16 protein-coding genes and 1 other RNA gene are annotated in these 15,654 nt (G+C 40.7%); 16 read left to right on the top strand and 1 reads right to left on the bottom strand.

All coding sequences use genetic code 11. The features are described from left to right. Positions 1-14 precede the first annotated feature (14 nt). The 5 genes from hisS (at position 15) to hemC (ending at position 5,236) form a co-directional block, all read left to right on the top strand. Positions 15-1,283 carry a histidine--tRNA ligase gene (hisS, locus tag BUB71_RS07500; protein ID WP_073154225.1) on the top strand — a complete coding sequence of 423 codons (1,269 nt, stop codon included), beginning with the start codon at positions 15-17 and terminating at the stop codon, positions 1,281-1,283. Beyond that, positions 1,284-3,050, top strand: a complete 1,767-nt coding sequence (gene aspS, locus BUB71_RS07495) for an aspartate--tRNA ligase (RefSeq protein ID WP_073154224.1) — start codon at positions 1,284-1,286, stop codon at positions 3,048-3,050. A 126-nt stretch (positions 3,051-3,176) separates the two neighbouring features. Further along, positions 3,177-3,355, top strand: a non-coding RNA gene (gene ssrS / locus BUB71_RS07490) — 6S RNA. A 264-nt stretch (positions 3,356-3,619) separates the two neighbouring features. Continuing rightward, positions 3,620-4,195 (top strand): 5' nucleotidase, NT5C type, encoded by a 576-nt coding sequence (locus BUB71_RS07485; RefSeq protein WP_073154223.1) that lies wholly within the window; start codon positions 3,620-3,622, stop codon positions 4,193-4,195. A 93-nt stretch (positions 4,196-4,288) separates the two neighbouring features. Further along, positions 4,289-5,236 carry a hydroxymethylbilane synthase gene (gene hemC, locus BUB71_RS07480; protein WP_073154222.1) on the top strand — a complete coding sequence of 316 codons (948 nt, stop codon included), beginning with the start codon at positions 4,289-4,291 and terminating at the stop codon, positions 5,234-5,236. Positions 5,237-5,654: 418 nt separating this feature from the next. Here the strand turns inward: hemC and BUB71_RS07475 are convergent, their stop codons facing one another. Next, the gene (locus BUB71_RS07475; RefSeq protein WP_073154221.1) at positions 5,655-6,971 is read right to left on the bottom strand and encodes a replication-associated recombination protein A; all 1,317 of its coding nucleotides are present in this window, start codon (positions 6,969-6,971) and stop codon (positions 5,655-5,657) included. Between the two features lie 119 nt (positions 6,972-7,090). Here BUB71_RS07475 and BUB71_RS07470 point away from each other — a divergent pair, with 119 nt between their 5' ends. From BUB71_RS07470 to BUB71_RS07425, 11 genes are all read left to right on the top strand, one after another. Further along, complete coding sequence (locus BUB71_RS07470) at positions 7,091-7,723, top strand: YczE/YyaS/YitT family protein (RefSeq protein WP_084731252.1); 633 nt, start codon at positions 7,091-7,093, stop codon at positions 7,721-7,723. A gap of 142 nt (positions 7,724-7,865) precedes the next feature. Beyond that, entirely contained in the window at positions 7,866-8,288 is a 423-nt protein-coding gene (cymR, locus tag BUB71_RS07465) for a cysteine metabolism transcriptional regulator CymR (protein ID WP_073154220.1), read from the top strand. Positions 8,289-8,340: 52 nt separating this feature from the next. Next, positions 8,341-9,480: a cysteine desulfurase family protein gene (locus BUB71_RS07460; protein ID WP_073154219.1), complete on the top strand. Its 1,140-nt coding sequence runs from the start codon at positions 8,341-8,343 to the stop codon at positions 9,478-9,480. A 162-nt stretch (positions 9,481-9,642) separates the two neighbouring features. Further along, complete coding sequence (locus tag BUB71_RS07455; RefSeq protein WP_073154218.1) at positions 9,643-10,134, top strand: hypothetical protein; 492 nt, start codon at positions 9,643-9,645, stop codon at positions 10,132-10,134. Between the two features lie 17 nt (positions 10,135-10,151). After that, positions 10,152-12,410 (top strand): SF1B family DNA helicase RecD2, encoded by a 2,259-nt coding sequence (gene recD2, locus BUB71_RS07450; protein ID WP_073154217.1) that lies wholly within the window; start codon positions 10,152-10,154, stop codon positions 12,408-12,410. A 67-nt stretch (positions 12,411-12,477) separates the two neighbouring features. Continuing rightward, positions 12,478-12,966: a PRC-barrel domain-containing protein gene (locus tag BUB71_RS07445; RefSeq protein WP_073154216.1), complete on the top strand. Its 489-nt coding sequence runs from the start codon at positions 12,478-12,480 to the stop codon at positions 12,964-12,966. Positions 12,967-12,992: 26 nt separating this feature from the next. After that, on the top strand, positions 12,993-13,190 hold the full coding sequence (locus tag BUB71_RS19980; RefSeq protein WP_073154215.1) for a hypothetical protein: 198 nt from the start codon (positions 12,993-12,995) through the stop codon (positions 13,188-13,190). A 22-nt stretch (positions 13,191-13,212) separates the two neighbouring features. After that, entirely contained in the window at positions 13,213-13,380 is a 168-nt protein-coding gene (locus BUB71_RS19510; RefSeq protein ID WP_175552313.1) for a hypothetical protein, read from the top strand. An 84-nt stretch (positions 13,381-13,464) separates the two neighbouring features. Next, a complete protein-coding gene (gene msrB, locus BUB71_RS07435; protein WP_073154214.1) occupies positions 13,465-13,884 on the top strand; it encodes a peptide-methionine (R)-S-oxide reductase MsrB in 420 nt (139 codons plus the stop codon). Between the two features lie 25 nt (positions 13,885-13,909). Then, positions 13,910-14,296 carry a beta/gamma crystallin-related protein gene (locus tag BUB71_RS07430; protein WP_139279021.1) on the top strand — a complete coding sequence of 129 codons (387 nt, stop codon included), beginning with the start codon at positions 13,910-13,912 and terminating at the stop codon, positions 14,294-14,296. A 71-nt stretch (positions 14,297-14,367) separates the two neighbouring features. Further along, positions 14,368-15,432: an AI-2E family transporter gene (locus BUB71_RS07425; protein WP_073154212.1), complete on the top strand. Its 1,065-nt coding sequence runs from the start codon at positions 14,368-14,370 to the stop codon at positions 15,430-15,432. Positions 15,433-15,654 lie beyond the last annotated feature (222 nt).

Genomic DNA, 15,654 nt, shown 5'->3' with positions numbered 1-15,654 from the left:
AGGGAGTGTTGACCATGTACCGTTTACCACGGGGAACATCTGATATCTTTGGAGCAAATATTGAGAAATGGCACTGGATGGAAGAAAAAGTTCGTGAGATCACACGTACTTTTAACTATAGGGAAATGAGGACACCAATCTTTGAACATAGTGAATTGTTTGCCCGTAGTGTGGGGGAAACCACCGATATTGTAGAGAAAGAAATGTATACATTTACGGATCGAGGAAAAAGATCCCTCTCGCTGAGACCTGAAGGAACGGCTGGGATCGTTCGTAGTTATGTAGAGCATAAGTTATATGCTGATCCGCAACCTACTAAACTTTATTATCTGGGGCCGATGTTTCGCTATGAGAATCCTCAAGCAGGAAGAACAAGGCAGTTTCATCAATTTGGAGCCGAAGCATTTGGTAGTCTTGATCCAGCATTAGATGCGGAAGTGATTTCTTTAGGAATGAGCTTCTTCGCTTCACTTGGTTTACAAAATGTTGTCGTTCAAATTAATAGTGTAGGTGATGCCGAATCACGTCCAAGGTATCGCCAAAGGCTCATCGATTATTTCACCCCATATGAGCAGCAGTTATCAGCAATCGATCGTTCTCGATTACATCGTAATCCATTACGCATTTTGGATAGTAAAGACCCAGCGACCCGTGAGCTGTTAACAGAAGTTCCATCCATTTTGAATAGCCTTAGCAAAGAAGCAGCAGAGCATTTTGAGCTGCTACAACAATATTTATCTGATCTCAGTATTCAGTATGTAGTCGATCCCCTACTAGTGAGAGGGCTTGATTACTATACCTTGACGGCCTTTGAGTTTTATACCGAAATCGAGGGGGCACAAGCTGGAACAATTGGCGGAGGGGGACGCTATAATCAATTGGTTGGCGAGATTGGTGGCCCTGATATGCCAGGAATTGGATTTGCTCTTGGATTAGAACGCGTCATGTTAGCTTGTGAAAAACAATCTTGTGGCCCAACTGATCACGCAGGAATCGATTGTTACTTGATCACATTTGATCATCAGACAAAAAAGGCAGCAGTCTCTTTATTACAACGTCTGCGGCAAGCTGGATTGACTGCGGAAGTAGATTACCTAGGTCGTAAGATGAAAGCGCAATTAAAAGCTGCTGATCGCTTACAGGCTAAATTTGCGCTCATTATAGGCGAAGAAGAACTTGCAGCTGAAAAGGTTGCAGTGAAAAACCTTCAAGATGGTCAACAAATCATGATCGGACTTGAACAAGTCATTCATTATGTCAAAGAACAAAGGAGTGTTATATAAGTGGGACATCATTTTCGATCACATTTTACAAAACAGTTAACTACTGAAACAGTAGGAACACAGGTTACGGTTAATGGTTGGGTACAAAGACGACGTGATTTTGGAGGCTTAATTTTTCTAGATCTCCGTGATCACACAGGTCTTGTTCAAGTTGTTTTTAATCCAGATATTTCTACTGAAGCGATAGAATTAGCAAGTCAAGCTCGTAATGAATATGTGTTATCCGTTACAGGAACGGTAGTCAAGCGTTCGCCAGATACTGTAAACCCAAAGTTAACAACAGGAGAAATTGAAATTCAGGGTGAGCAAGTATATCTTTTTAATCCGTCGAAAACACCTCCTTTTCTTATCGAGGATGGAACAGATGTTGACGAGACGCTACGAATGAAACATCGTTATCTAGATCTCCGTCGTCCTCAGATGCAAAAAAATATCAAGATTCGTCATCGGGCATTACAAGTGGTACGACAATTCTTAGACCAGCATGGATTTTTAGAGATTGAAACACCAATGTTGACCAAAAGCACACCAGAAGGCGCAAGAGATTATCTTGTACCCAGTCGATTGCATGAAGGAACATTTTATGCACTGCCACAGTCGCCTCAATTGTTTAAACAATTACTGATGGTTGCTGGGTTTGAGCGCTATTTTCAGATTACACGCTGTTTCCGTGATGAGGATTTACGAGCGGATCGTCAGCCGGAGTTTACACAGATTGATATTGAAACATCCTTTATGGAACGGACAGAGTTACAAGGGATTATGGAAAAGATGTTTCAGGTTCTCTTTCAAGAGACAATCGGCGTGACGGTTCAAGCTCCTTTCCCTAGACTTACGTATCATGAGGCGATGGAGCGTTTTGGTTCTGATAAACCTGATTTAAGATTTGGACTTGAGTTAATCGATTTAACGGAAACTTTGCAAGGTACTTCATTTAAGGTATTCGCCTCTGCCATTGAAAAAGGCGGTCAAGTGAAAACAATAAATGTGAAGGGAGGAGCCAATTTTACTCGTAAAGAAATCGATGCGTGGGGAGAGATAGCGCAGTCTTTAGGTGCAAAAGGATTAGCGTGGATAACCTTTAAAGATGGGCAACCCAAGGGACCCATCGTTAAATTTCTCACACCTGAAGAATTACAAGCAATTCAGCAAGTTGCCGATGTAGAGGCAGGTGATTTACTCTTTTTTGCAGCTGACTCGAAACAAAACGTAGCACGTATGCTAGGTGAAATCCGCCTACGACTGGGCAGAACGCTTAACTTAATCGATGAAAAGCAGTTTCAGTTTGTCTGGATTACTGATTTTCCATTATTTGAATGGAATGAAGAGACAAATCGATATGATTCCATGCATCATCCTTTTACGATGCCAAGAAAAGAAGATATTCCCTTATTGGGTACTGATCCTGGATTGGTTCGTGCGGAATGCGATGATCTCGTGCTCAATGGGTATGAGTTATCGAGCGGAAGTCAGCGAATTTACCAACGTGAGATTCAAGAAAAGATCTTTCAGGTACTGCAAATCTCTGAAACAGAAGCATCTGAGAAGTTTGGTTTCTTACTAGAGGCTTTTGAATATGGAGCGCCACCACACGGGGGTGTAGCCTTTGGTTTTGATCGGATTATGATGATCTTGACAGGACAACAAAATTTGCGAGAAACCATTGCCTTTCCAAAAACAGCACAAGCATATGATCCATTAACGGAGGCCCCTGCTGCTGTCGATGCTGACCAATTAAAAGAGTTACACATTCGACTTCGGAAATAATGTGAGGAAAGCCTAAGAGTAAGTACAAGAATCTCCATTCTGGATAGGATTTCGGCTACCCTATCGTGAACATGATGCTTGATCTTGCGAATCTTTGTTGATCATGGTAAAATAAGGGCAATAAAAGAGACCCTGAGATGTACGTTTTATCCTTTACGTTTTGAGCCAACACCTTTTTAACGGGAGTTCGGGTCATCTGTCTGGAGTTGAAGCCATTCTTGGAATCGCGGACAGCAGATGTAGGACACCCACCTGCTTGAGAGCAGGTTCAAAACGAAGGAGTCCACGGCATTCCCGGGGGCTCTTTTTTTATGTGTACCAATGTGAGGGTTCACTTTGGGTAAACGATTAATAGGCAAAATAATGATCTTTTTACTCAATTGGATATCAAAAAACCAAGCGAGAATGAGAATAGAAGTAGAAGATTCTATGCTTCTTACTCTATATGTAAAGGTTTTATAAAAATATAGATTGCTACAATCATGAATTTCAAAGTTGCTGTAAATAAGGAATAGGCTTTGTTGACATGTAAAAAATATAAACATTGCGTTGAAAAAAGAGGTGATGGTATGAGCGTTTTACGTTTAGGTGTCGATATCGATGGAACGATTGTCGATACACATCGGATTGCAGTAGAGCTTTTTAATAAAAAATTAGATAAAAATGTACGGGCAGAAGAAGTTGTTGAATTTTATTTAGATCAAGCTTATGAAATGACACCTTCTGAGGGTAAGGTGATGTGGAGACAGCTGGAGGGGCAGATATATGAGCAAGGAAAGCCATTCCCTGATGCAGCAGAGGTACTCAATCAACTGCAAGAAAAGGGTCATCAGATTTATTATGTTACAGCGAGACCTTCATTACCAGAAGTGAAAAAAGTAACAAAGTGGTGGTTACAGCACTATCATTTTCCTTACCATGATCATCGGCTGATCATGGATGCCAGAAATAAGTCAAAAGTTGCAACAAAACTACAACTTGATCTTTGTTTTGAAGATGCTCCTGATCATTTAGAACGCTATGACCGAGATGGTATTCCGGCTGTGATTATAGATGCAACTTATAACCGCGATCTTCCTTATCAGATGGATCGAATTCGTAACTGGAATCAGGTACCATCCATCATTAATAAGATGATGGGTTAAGCAGCGTTAACATTTTGTCACGAAACAAATTTAAACTGTTTCCAAACCTATGATATAATGAGCCTCAATATTTGCATGAACGGGGTTGACATAATGAGGTCATTGACCGTAGGAACAAGAGGCAGTGAATTAGCCGTCACACAAACAAACTGGGTGATCAATCAATTGAAGGAAGTAGTTCCTCACCTTGAGATCAAGACAAAGGTGATTGTTACAAAAGGAGACCTAATGCAGAAATCGAATATCCCCTTGTCGAAAATAGGTGGTAAAGGTCTTTTTCTAAAGGAGATCGAACGAGCATTACTGGATGGAGAGATCGATTTTGCTGTACATAGTATGAAGGATGTGCCAGCAGAACTTCCACCAGGATTGAAGATTGGCTGCATACCGATTCGAGAGGATGCACGTGATTGTTTGATCTCTAAGGGAAATCAAAGTTTAGATTCGCTACCATCCGGGGCCGTTATTGGCACGAGTAGCCTTCGCAGACAAGCGCAGATTTTAGCATACCGATCTGATTTGATTGTTGAATCCATTCGGGGAAATATTGATACACGGATTCGTAAAATGAATGAAGGTTCTTTTGACGCGACAGTGTTAGCAACAGCAGGGTTAAAGCGACTGGGTTGGACGGAAAAGATTTCAGAACGGATTTCTGTCGATATCATGACACCGGCAATTGGTCAAGGAGCATTAATGATCGAATGTCGGGAACAAGATGATGAATTAGGACAAATCCTCTCCTTGCTTCATCATGCGGAGACGGCGAAGGTGATAGCAGCAGAACGGTCTTTTCAACAACTCTTTCAAGGTGGTTGTCATTTGCCAATTGCTGCACATGGACAAGTAATAGAAGGACGTGTTCGTTTGACAGGCATGGTAGCTGAGCCTGATGGCTCCAAGACATTTCAAGGAGTCATAGAAGGGGACGACCCTGTACAAGTGGGCCGCGAATTGGCGGTACAGTTACTTGATCAAGGGGCGGGAATAGTAATAGATTCGGTCAAAGAGACAATTCAAAAAGCAGTCCAAAATCGTTAAACTGATTTCGTTGCATGTTCGGATACTCGTTTGTATCAGGACATACATTCGATTGCATTTTATTTCGAAATAAGTAGAATAGAAGTAAGTTTGCCAATCTCCAACACAGCATTTGTGTTGGAACCCCTATAGTTGGGGTGCACAGAATAGGATGGATTGTGTTCAGAGTACTCCTTGGAATCGTGATTCACTACAAGTCCTTTAACTGTCAGGGGTGTTCAACATCAGTTCCCGCTGACCGGTGGTGTAGTACCCACGGTAAGTGCATCAGTTGCTGCCCTTGCTAATAGTGAGGATCGCCTTCTAGCTTGTTGTGACAACTAAGTCAACCTTGTTTTCCTAATTCGATTGAATGAATAACAATTAGAGTAATCCCACCCCGCTGAGTCTCCATCGGTGACTCAGCGGGGTGGGTTATTTATTCCCTCATCCAGCTTAGAAACTGTTGGATTCGTTGTTCATAGCCATGATCTGAGGGATGGTAAAAAGTCTTATCTATGTGTTCATCCGGGAGATATTGCTGCTGAACATAGGCACGTGGATAGTTGTGTGGATATTGATATTCTTCTTTTTTGGCTTGCTCGCTTTTCCCTTTGAAGTGAGTGTCACGCAAATGATGAGGAACCATTCCTAAGTTTTCTTCGGCAACGGTTTGCATAGCTTTATTGATTCCTTCATATACTGAGTTACTTTTGGGAGCTGTGGCCAAATAGACAACAGCTTCTGCCATGGGAATTTGTGCTTCAGGCAATCCGACAAATTGCACAGCTTGCGCGGCAGCAGTTGCGATTAATAGGGCTCGAGGATCAGCCATTCCAACATCTTCAGCAGCTTGAATCACAATTCTTCTTGCGATAAAGAGAGGATCTTCACCAGCCTTTAACATTTTCGCAAGATAGTAGAGAGCAGCATCAGGATCAGAACCACGCATGCTCTTGATAAAGGCTGAAATGGTATCATAGTGCTGATCACCTGCTCGATCATAACGAACCGCCTTTTGTTGCATGGAATCTTCGATTATCTCTAGATTGAGCAAGCGTTTTCCTTCCTGGTCGGCAGGTGTGGTTAACGCTGCTAGTTCTAATGTTTGCAAGGCTCGGCGACTATCTCCACCAGAATGTAACAAAATGTGTTCCCATGCTTCGTCAGTCAGGGATACATGAAGATGACCAATGCCTTGCTCCTCATCTGTTATAGCTCGTTCTAAGATCGTTTGTAGTTCTATTGGAGTGAGTGGGGCTAGCTCAAAAAGTCGCACTCGTGAAAGTAATGCAGAGTTAATCGTCACAAATGGATTTTCAGTTGTTGCACCTATAAATAGGATAGAGCCTTCTTCTATATCTTTTAGTAGAGAATCTTGTTGGGCTCGATTAAAACGATGAATTTCATCGATAAAGAGAATGGTACGTTCTTGATTGAAGTGTAATCGCTCTCGCGCAGCCTCTGTAACTTGACGAACTTCTTTCACACTGGTAGTGACAGCATGTAAAGAAATAAAAGTTGCTTTTGATTCATTGGCAATCAATTGTGCTAAAGTTGTTTTTCCAGTCCCAGGTGGTCCATAAAAAATCATGGATGATAGTCGATCTGCTTCGATCATTCGCTTCAGTAATTTTCCGGAGCCGATGATATGTTGTTGTCCAACTAATTGATCAATATGTTTGGGTCTCATTCGAATTGCTAAAGGTTGATCAGATTGATTTTTTTTATGATATTGATATGAAAATAAATCCATTATATATTAGACTCCATTCTTCGCTTAAATACGAAAGATTATTATTTTTTATGGAAAATAGATGATCTCTTCGCTATAATAAAACGGATCGTGCAAGTGTTTGAGAGTGAGGGAGAGCGGTGCAAATTAGGTGTTCCGTTCGCAAACATTTTTGGCGCAGTCTTTTTTTCTTTGTAGGACTATCTTTGGTATCATTGGGTGTTACCTTTACAATCCAAGCGAAGTTAGGTGTAGGATCATGGGATGTTTTAAATACAGGTCTCAGTAATGTCACATCTCTCTCGATTGGTACAGCCAATTTTCTGGTCAGTCTTGTAGCTACTATCGGATTGCTTTTTCTAAATCGCAGTCTACTAAAATGGGGAACGATTTTCAATCTACTTTTGATTGGTCTACTCATGGATCTCTTCTTGAGAAGTGATTGGATTCCTGTTGCCCATACATTATGGTTACAGATTATTTGGCTGTTTCTAGGAATTATCACCATTGCTTTTGGCGCAGCACTGTACTTATCGCCAAGTTATGGATCAGGCCCTCGAGATGGCTTGATGTTAGAATTTTCCAAGCGATTCAATCTGTCGATTCGCTCCGTACGCACGATTATGGAAATAATTGTTGTTACGATTGGCTGGCTTTTAGGTGGAAAAGTTTTTATTGGAACCCTAGTCATTGCCTGTACCATTGGCCCTTGCGTACAATTTTTTCTGCATAAGTGTAACCTATGGTTGCAACAGTTGTTACAAGATAGGTGATATACATATAATAGAAATAAGTTATCAATCTATCCAGGTTGCTTAAATGCTTTTCATTTCGATCAATGTTAAGGGATGTATGAGTACAACAAGCTACTTGATATGAAAAGAAGAGCCCATTTTACGAAAGAGGTTGAATGTAATGAAAATATCGACGAAAGGTCGCTATGGCCTTACAATTATGATGGATCTTGCAAGCAATTATGGAAATGGACCAGTTCCGTTAAAAAGTGTTGCTGAACGGCATGATCTTTCGGAACACTATCTTGAACAACTGATTGCACCGCTTCGTAATGCAGGTTTGGTAAGGAGTGTACGTGGTGCATATGGCGGGTATAAGTTAGCGAAATCGCCTGAAGAGATTACAGCAGGTGATATTATACGTGTATTAGAAGGACCTTTGCGACCCGTCGATTTTGAAGAAGAAGAGAATGCAGCTCGCCGTGACTTGTGGAAGCGATTGCGAGATGCAATCCGACAAGAACTAGACACAACAACCTTGGCTCATCTCATTAACTTTTCATCCAACGGTCAAGAAGATGATAAATATATGTTTTACATATAGTAGAATCTAAATAAATACATTCTTTCTGATCATAAAGCCAGGAGGTGATAAGGTGTTTATCTATCTGGATCATGCTGCCACAACGCCACTTCATCCAGAGGTAAAACAAGCTATGTTACCCTACTTTGATCAACAATTTGGCAACCCTTCTAGTCTTCATCAATTTGGTAGGGAAGCTCGTGCGGGTATTGAACAATCTAGGCGTTTGGTAGCTGAAGCATTGCAGGTAAAACCGCAACAGATTATTTTTACCAGTGGAGGAACAGAAGCGGATAATTTGGCTATTATAGGGATGGCTCAAGCACAGGCAGCAATTGGAAAAAAACATATCATTACCTCAACCATTGAGCATCATGCTGTACTAGATGCTTGCCATCATTTAGAAAAGATAGGCTTTAAGGTAACATATATACCTGTGGATCATACAGGTAAAGTTGATCCATTTCATATAGAACAAGCGATCACTTCAGATACAGCACTGATCTCTATCATGTGGGCAAATAATGAAACTGGCGTGTTACAACCCATCGCAGAAATCGGTCAGATTGCAAGCCAGCATCAAATTCCTTTTCATAGTGATGCAGTACAGGCGATAGGTATGGTAGAACTTGATCTAGCCTCCATGCATGTTGATCTATTAACCATTTCTGCACATAAAATCAATGGCCCCAAAGGAGTAGGTGCACTTTATTTAAAAGACAATCTAAATTGGTCACCGAGGCAGTTTGGTGGTACTCAGGAAAGGCGCAGAAGACCAGGAACAGAAAATGTATCAGGGATTGTAGGTTTTGGAAAAGCAATAGAACTGGCAAGCCAATTTCGAGCCGATCATATCAAACAAATGTCTCGATTAAGAGATGCCTTTCTAGATCAACTAGAAGTTCCATATGAAGTGAATGGTGACTTGAATCAATCATTATCACATATTTTGAATCTAAGTTTTCCTGGTATGCAAACCGAAGTGATGCTCATGAATCTCGATTTAGCAGGAATTGCTTGTGCAAGTGGTTCTGCTTGTACATCAGGTACATTAGAAGTTTCACATGTATTAAAGGCGATGAAGCTTGATGAAGAACGGATTCAGACGGCCATTCGCTTTAGTTTTGGTTGGGGAACAACACAAGAACAACTTTTGATAACAGCAAAAGAGATTTCGAAAATTTACCAACGTCTGATCACAAATGTTTGCTAAAATACAATTAATACAGACAGATATAAATGTAGTGACAGATGGATTTACCAAGAAAAATTGTTTTGAGATAAAGCGACTTTTTATAAAGGTAAATGATACTCTGTCAAAAAAGCTGAATAATATTTGCGATATTCTTGAAAGTAAGGAAAGGGCAGGGGAACGGTGAACCTACATTCAATGAATAAAATGGAAAAGTGGGAAGCAGCAGTTGATAATATTGATTGGCGTTTGATGCGCGATGAAGTCGACCGAGCACTCATAGAAAATCTGGCTGCTGAATTAGGTTTTCCTGACTTTGATCGCTTGGAAAGAGCTTCTGAGTTGGTCGTAGATGATTTTTATATTACTCATCTTTCTGATGGTCGTTGGGCTTGGTGGAACCCTCGTCGCTATGCAAATGAAGATCCCACTTATTTTGGAGATGATCAATCACTAAAGGAGTTCATTATCCAATTTTTACAGTTGGATCAAGTAGGAAGTAAGCAACTAGAAGAAGGATTGTCCAAAGTTGTTCAGATGAATCGATGCAAATTTTGTGAACATGAATATGACCCGATTGAACTACAAGAGCGACAGCCAGATATCAATCATAGCGATTATTGCTCGACAGAATGCGCAATGGAGTCAATCCTGGGTGAAATAAAAGAGGAATAATATAAGGTTGGGATGGCATGGAGCGTAGCCAACTTGAGTCGAATACAGGCACATTCTCGATCACTGGGTCAGTTGTGCGTCAAATCTACTATAACGAAGAGAATCATTATGGTGTCTATCTATTTCGAATTCATCAGGCTGAGGGTGAATGGGATAAAGATCATACCATGATCGTGGGATATTTTCTACGTTTACATGAAGAAGAAAATTATCGCTGTTATGGAACATGGCGTACTCATCCCAAATTTGGTGAACAATTTCAAGTGGAACGGATCGAAAAGGAGCTTCCAAAACGAAGAGAAGCTGTTATTAAGTACCTTTCTGGTGATCTTTTTCCAGGTGTCGGCCAGAAAACAGCAAAAAAGATTGTTGATTCGATTGGTGAGCAGACGCTGGAGCGTTTAGCAGTAAAACCTGAATTGTTAGAAGGCGTACCAGGATTAACTGAGGGGCAGATTGCGATTGTGCGCTCTGGTTTAGAAGAGCATATTGCATTAGAGAGAACACTTGTCTTTTTATATGAATATGGGTTTGGACCCATTATGGCATTAAAAATCGTGCAAACATATAAACAAGAAACAATTCAAATCATTGAAGAAGACCCATATCAACTGATTGGAGATATTGAAGGAATCGGTTTTCATCGAGCAGATGAGATTGCAAGAAAACAGGGGATTGCAGAAAACTCACCACGTCGCTATCAAGCGGCTGTTTTGTATTTATTGCAAGAGTCAGCAATGAATGCAGGTCATGTTTTTTTGACACAGGAAGAAATTGATCAGCAACTGGATGGTTTATTGGGTGAAAATAGTTTGGAGCTTTTTTCTTCTGAAGTACGATCTGCGAGTATCGAGGAGTTAATTATAGAACAGGAAGTAATGATTGAAGAGAATCGAATTTATCTTCCAAGTCTCTACTATGCCGAATTTGGGCTAGCAAAACGCGTGAAGGAATTACTTGAGCAGGAGACAGAGCAAAATTTTTCGACTGCAGAGATTTATCGAGAAATTGGCGATTGGGAGGAAGAAAGCGGGATTTCATATGCAGACAAACAGCGAGATGCATTGCAAATGGCGCTTTCGTCCTCTTTAATGATCTTGACAGGTGGTCCTGGAACAGGGAAAACAACTGTAATCAAAGGAATCTGTCAGTTATATGCTCGTCTTAATGAGTGTTCGCTCGATCCAGATGACTATGGAGAAGATCGATCTTTCCCGATTCGTCTGGCTGCCCCCACAGGGCGTGCAGCAAAACGGATGGCTGAAGCTACAGGTTTACCCGCTATGACTATTCATCGGTTACTTGGTTATGATGGAGCTGGTTTTGAACATCATAGTCAAGCACCTATTGCAGGTGAACTATTAATCGTAGATGAAGTATCTATGTTGGATATCTGGTTAGCAAATCAATTGTTTCGTTCGATCCCTGATGGTATGAAAGTCATTCTTGTCGGAGATCAAAATCAATTACCTTCAGTTGGACCTGGACAGGTACTGCAACATTTGCTTGAAGTTGAGCAAATACCACGGATGGAATTAAACGAAATTTATCGGCAAGCTGAAGGTTCTTCTATTATCCAGTTGGCGCACGCAGTAAAAGAAGGCATAGTGCCAGATGATTTATTAACTCCGTTAACAGATCGAAGGTTTTTTTCATGTAACTCAAATCAAGCAGTGCGAGTCGTTGTACAAACGTATCATAATGCGATCCAACGTGGCTATACACTTCAAGATGTACAAGTATTAGCCCCTGTCTATAAAGGCCCCGCAGGAGTTAATCGATTAAATCAAGAGATTCAAGCAGTTGTCAATCCTGCCGATGAAATGAAAAGAGAGATTCAATTTGGTGAGACCACATTTCGTCTTGGCGATAAGGTATTACAGCTTGTGAATCATACTGACCACCCTGTATATAACGGGGATATGGGCTTAATTATCTCCATTCAAGAAGATGCTTCAGCCGATGAGCCTGTTTGTTGGGTACGATATGATCAACTAGAAGTTCCATATCGTAGGACACAGTTGAATCAGATCCAGCTAGCTTATGCGTGTTCTGTCCATAAGGCGCAGGGTTCGGAATTTGCGATTGTTATCTTACCTGTGTTACATACATATCGACATATGTTAAAACGTAATTTGATTTACACGGGTATTACACGCAGTACCTCCTATCTTATTTTATGTGGGGAACAATTAGCTTTTGCACATGGAGTGAAGAAGGGTATGAGTCAACAGAGAAATAGTCAATTAACTGAGCTGATCTTGGCGGATTGGTAATCATCTCCCTGCATATGCATGATCCTTATCTGCTTATACTATGGGTAGCGAAAGGAGGAGATTCCTTTTGCGCAACTCCCAGGAAGTGGTCGGTCTGACCGTGATTGATGCGGAAACAGGTACTGAGCTTGGGCTGGTGAGTGATCTTCTGTTTGATAAACAGGCTCACTTACAAGGGATTTTGCTGGAAGAAAATAGCTGGTTACGTCGCAAACGATATGTGGCAAAAGAGGATTTTACCATTGGAGCGGACGCAGTTATAGTGGTAAGTCAAAAACAGGTTCAAAACGTTCCCGATGAACATCTAGACTGGACTTCAGTTCGTACTGGTATGTATTCATTTCAAGATCGACTTTTGATTTCAGAGAATGGCTCTGAATTAGGTCGGGTGAAAAATGTCTATTTCCAGGAGGAGATGGGCACGATAGTAGGGTATGAACTATCGGAAGGGTTGATCAGCGATTTGACAACCGGACGTACGTTGTATCGAACTTCGTCCCCTTTGAGATGGGGCAAAGAAGTACTCGTCGCTCCTAACGATAGTGTCCAATCTTAGATGTTGTGAAAGAAGGGAACAAAGGCTTGTTACGCTGTCCAAATTGCCACTCTCACGACCTGGGGAAAGTTGGAACAAATCAACTTTATTGTTGGCATTGTTTTATCGAATTAACTACTGACCAGCAAAATCGTATTTCTTCAATTTACCAAATTGAAGAGGATGGCAGTCTTAGCTCATTAAACGATCTGTTTTTGCATGATGACGGTACGATTTCGATGTAGGCCAAAACAGAGGGGGAGAATCATGAGACTAATCACTACACTGCTGATCGGTGGGGCTGCATTGATGGCCGGTCGTGCTATGATGCGTCGTAATCGTAGTGATACGCTACGTTTACTGAGGCGTTATGGCAAAATGGCCGGAAAAGCAATGATGGGTCGCAGAATGATTCGCCGTCTGTGGATGGCATAATGTAAAAGAGCTAGGGGCATGCCTCTAGCTCTTTTATCATGATCCATCGTGATATAATTAATTTAAATAAAAGGAGATATACACATGAAAAATAAAAAAAAATTATCACCCATGCAATATCACGTGACACAAGAGAATGGCACAGAGCCACCTTTTCAAAATGAATATTGGGATCATAAAGAAGATGGGATCTATGTTGACGTGGTATCAGGTGAGCCTTTATTTAGTTCATTGGATAAGTTTGACGCTGGATGTGGTTGGCCTAGCTTTACAAAGCCAATTACTGGGAAAAAGTTAGCGGAAAAAGTGGATACAAGTATCGGCATGATTCGAACAGAAGTGAGGAGTCAGGAAGCCGATTCGCATTTAGGGCATGTTTTTGACGATGGCCCAGCCCCAACTGGTTTACGATATTGTATTAACTCAGCTGCGTTGCGTTTTATTCCTGTGGATCAGTTAGAGCAAGAAGGTTATGGCGAGTATTTAGCTTTGTTTAAAAAATAAAAAAGTGAAAGCGAGGGCTATCCATTTGAAGAGATTCAGATATCTTTCTTTTATCGTGATTCTTTTAATCGGTATAGTGGGCTCTGCTTGTAGTAGTAAAGAAAGCCCAACTGTTAGTAAGTTGAAAAAGCAAACAATAAAGAATTCTTCAGCGCACTGTGTAACACTTTATGAAAACCCCAATTTCACAGGGAAAACAATGAAATTTTGTCAAGATACTGTTTATATTGGTGATGAGATGAATGATCTAACCTCAGCAGCTAAAGCTGATTGTGGAGTGAAAAAATTTACGCTGTTTGAACACAGGGATTATGAAGGAAAATCGATTACCTTAAGTGGTTGTAGTCAAGTTATTTTTACCGATGATGATCCATTTAATGAATTAATCTCTTCAGTAAAGATTCAACGATAAGGTGGTAATAAATCCCCCTCTTTTTCCGTATGTTAAGGGTAGTCCATCATATGAAGGAGGAGGGATAGGAGATGAAGGAGTGGCGTTTATTAATCATTGCCCTGATCACATTAAGTACCTTAGCAATTCTTTATTTATTATTTAAAATGAGTCCCTACTTAACAAGTATTTTTCGTTTTCTGGAAGCTGTGATCAGTCCGTTTCTAATCGCTTTAATCATCTCCTATTTACTAAATCCTATCGTAAATTTACTCAGTCAAAAAGGAATTCCACGTTGGATTGCAGTTTTAGCAATCTACTCTTTGTTTATTACATCTGTCATGGTCGTCATCATCAATATGCTGCCACTTTTTGAACAGCAATTGAATGAGTTAATTGAACATCTACCGCGATGGAATCAACAAATACAATACATGATTCATGAGTATAACCATCATAGTCGAGATATTTTACCTGATAGTATCCAAAATGCTGTTCAACGTTCCCTTACGAAAATGGAAGGGGGAATTGGACATTGGGTAGATCATATGATGGAGGGAATTGGGAATACCATCAATCATCTTTTCTTTATTATCATCATCCCTTTTTTAGCTTTTTATATGATGCGCGATAGTAATCAGCTTGAACGCGGATTAATTAATTTATTACCCCAGCAAAAGAGAAAAGAGATTACTCGATTATGTCGCGATATTGACCGAGCCTTGGGAAATTATATCCGCGGTCAGTTATTAGTTAGTATCGTTGTTGGTTTATTTGTTTATTTTGGATATCTTTTTATCGGTTTACCTTATCCGATGATCTTAGCTTTGGTTGTGGCGATCTGCAATGTAATTCCGTATCTTGGCCCTTTCCTTGGGGCTCTTCCGGCAGCTTTTGTCGCGTTTACTGTTTCAACCAAACTGCTCATCTCCGTGCTGATTGTAAATTTAATTGTACAAATCATCGAAGGAAATGTTCTCTCTCCACAGATCGTAGGAAAAACACTACATATGCATCCATTAACGATTATATTTGCACTTTTAGTAGGTGGAGAGGTTGGGGGTGTTTGGGGGCTTATTCTAGCCGTTCCGATTTTTGCAATCGGGAAGGTAATCGGTCAACATATTTTAGCGCATTATGTTCGGATAAAGGTTTGAATACCAACCGAAAATCGCTATAATAGGCTTGTATGCAATCGGCTAAAAGAATCTAGATTTATCGTGTCGGTCGTCAGAGATGAAGGTTCAAGGCTGAAAAACCTTCTCGATCAAAGATAAGTCATGCTAATTCTTGCTTTAAATGGACGAGTGCCGGTTTTGTCCCGTTAACGACAAAGTAAGTGACCATGTTGTGCATGGTAATAAGGGTGGTACCGCGGG

Origin of the sequence: Seinonella peptonophila, assembly GCF_900129355.1 — a bacterium.
Lineage (GTDB): Bacteria > Bacillota > Bacilli > Thermoactinomycetales > Thermoactinomycetaceae > Seinonella > Seinonella peptonophila.
This window is presented reverse-complemented; position numbering and strand designations above follow the sequence as displayed.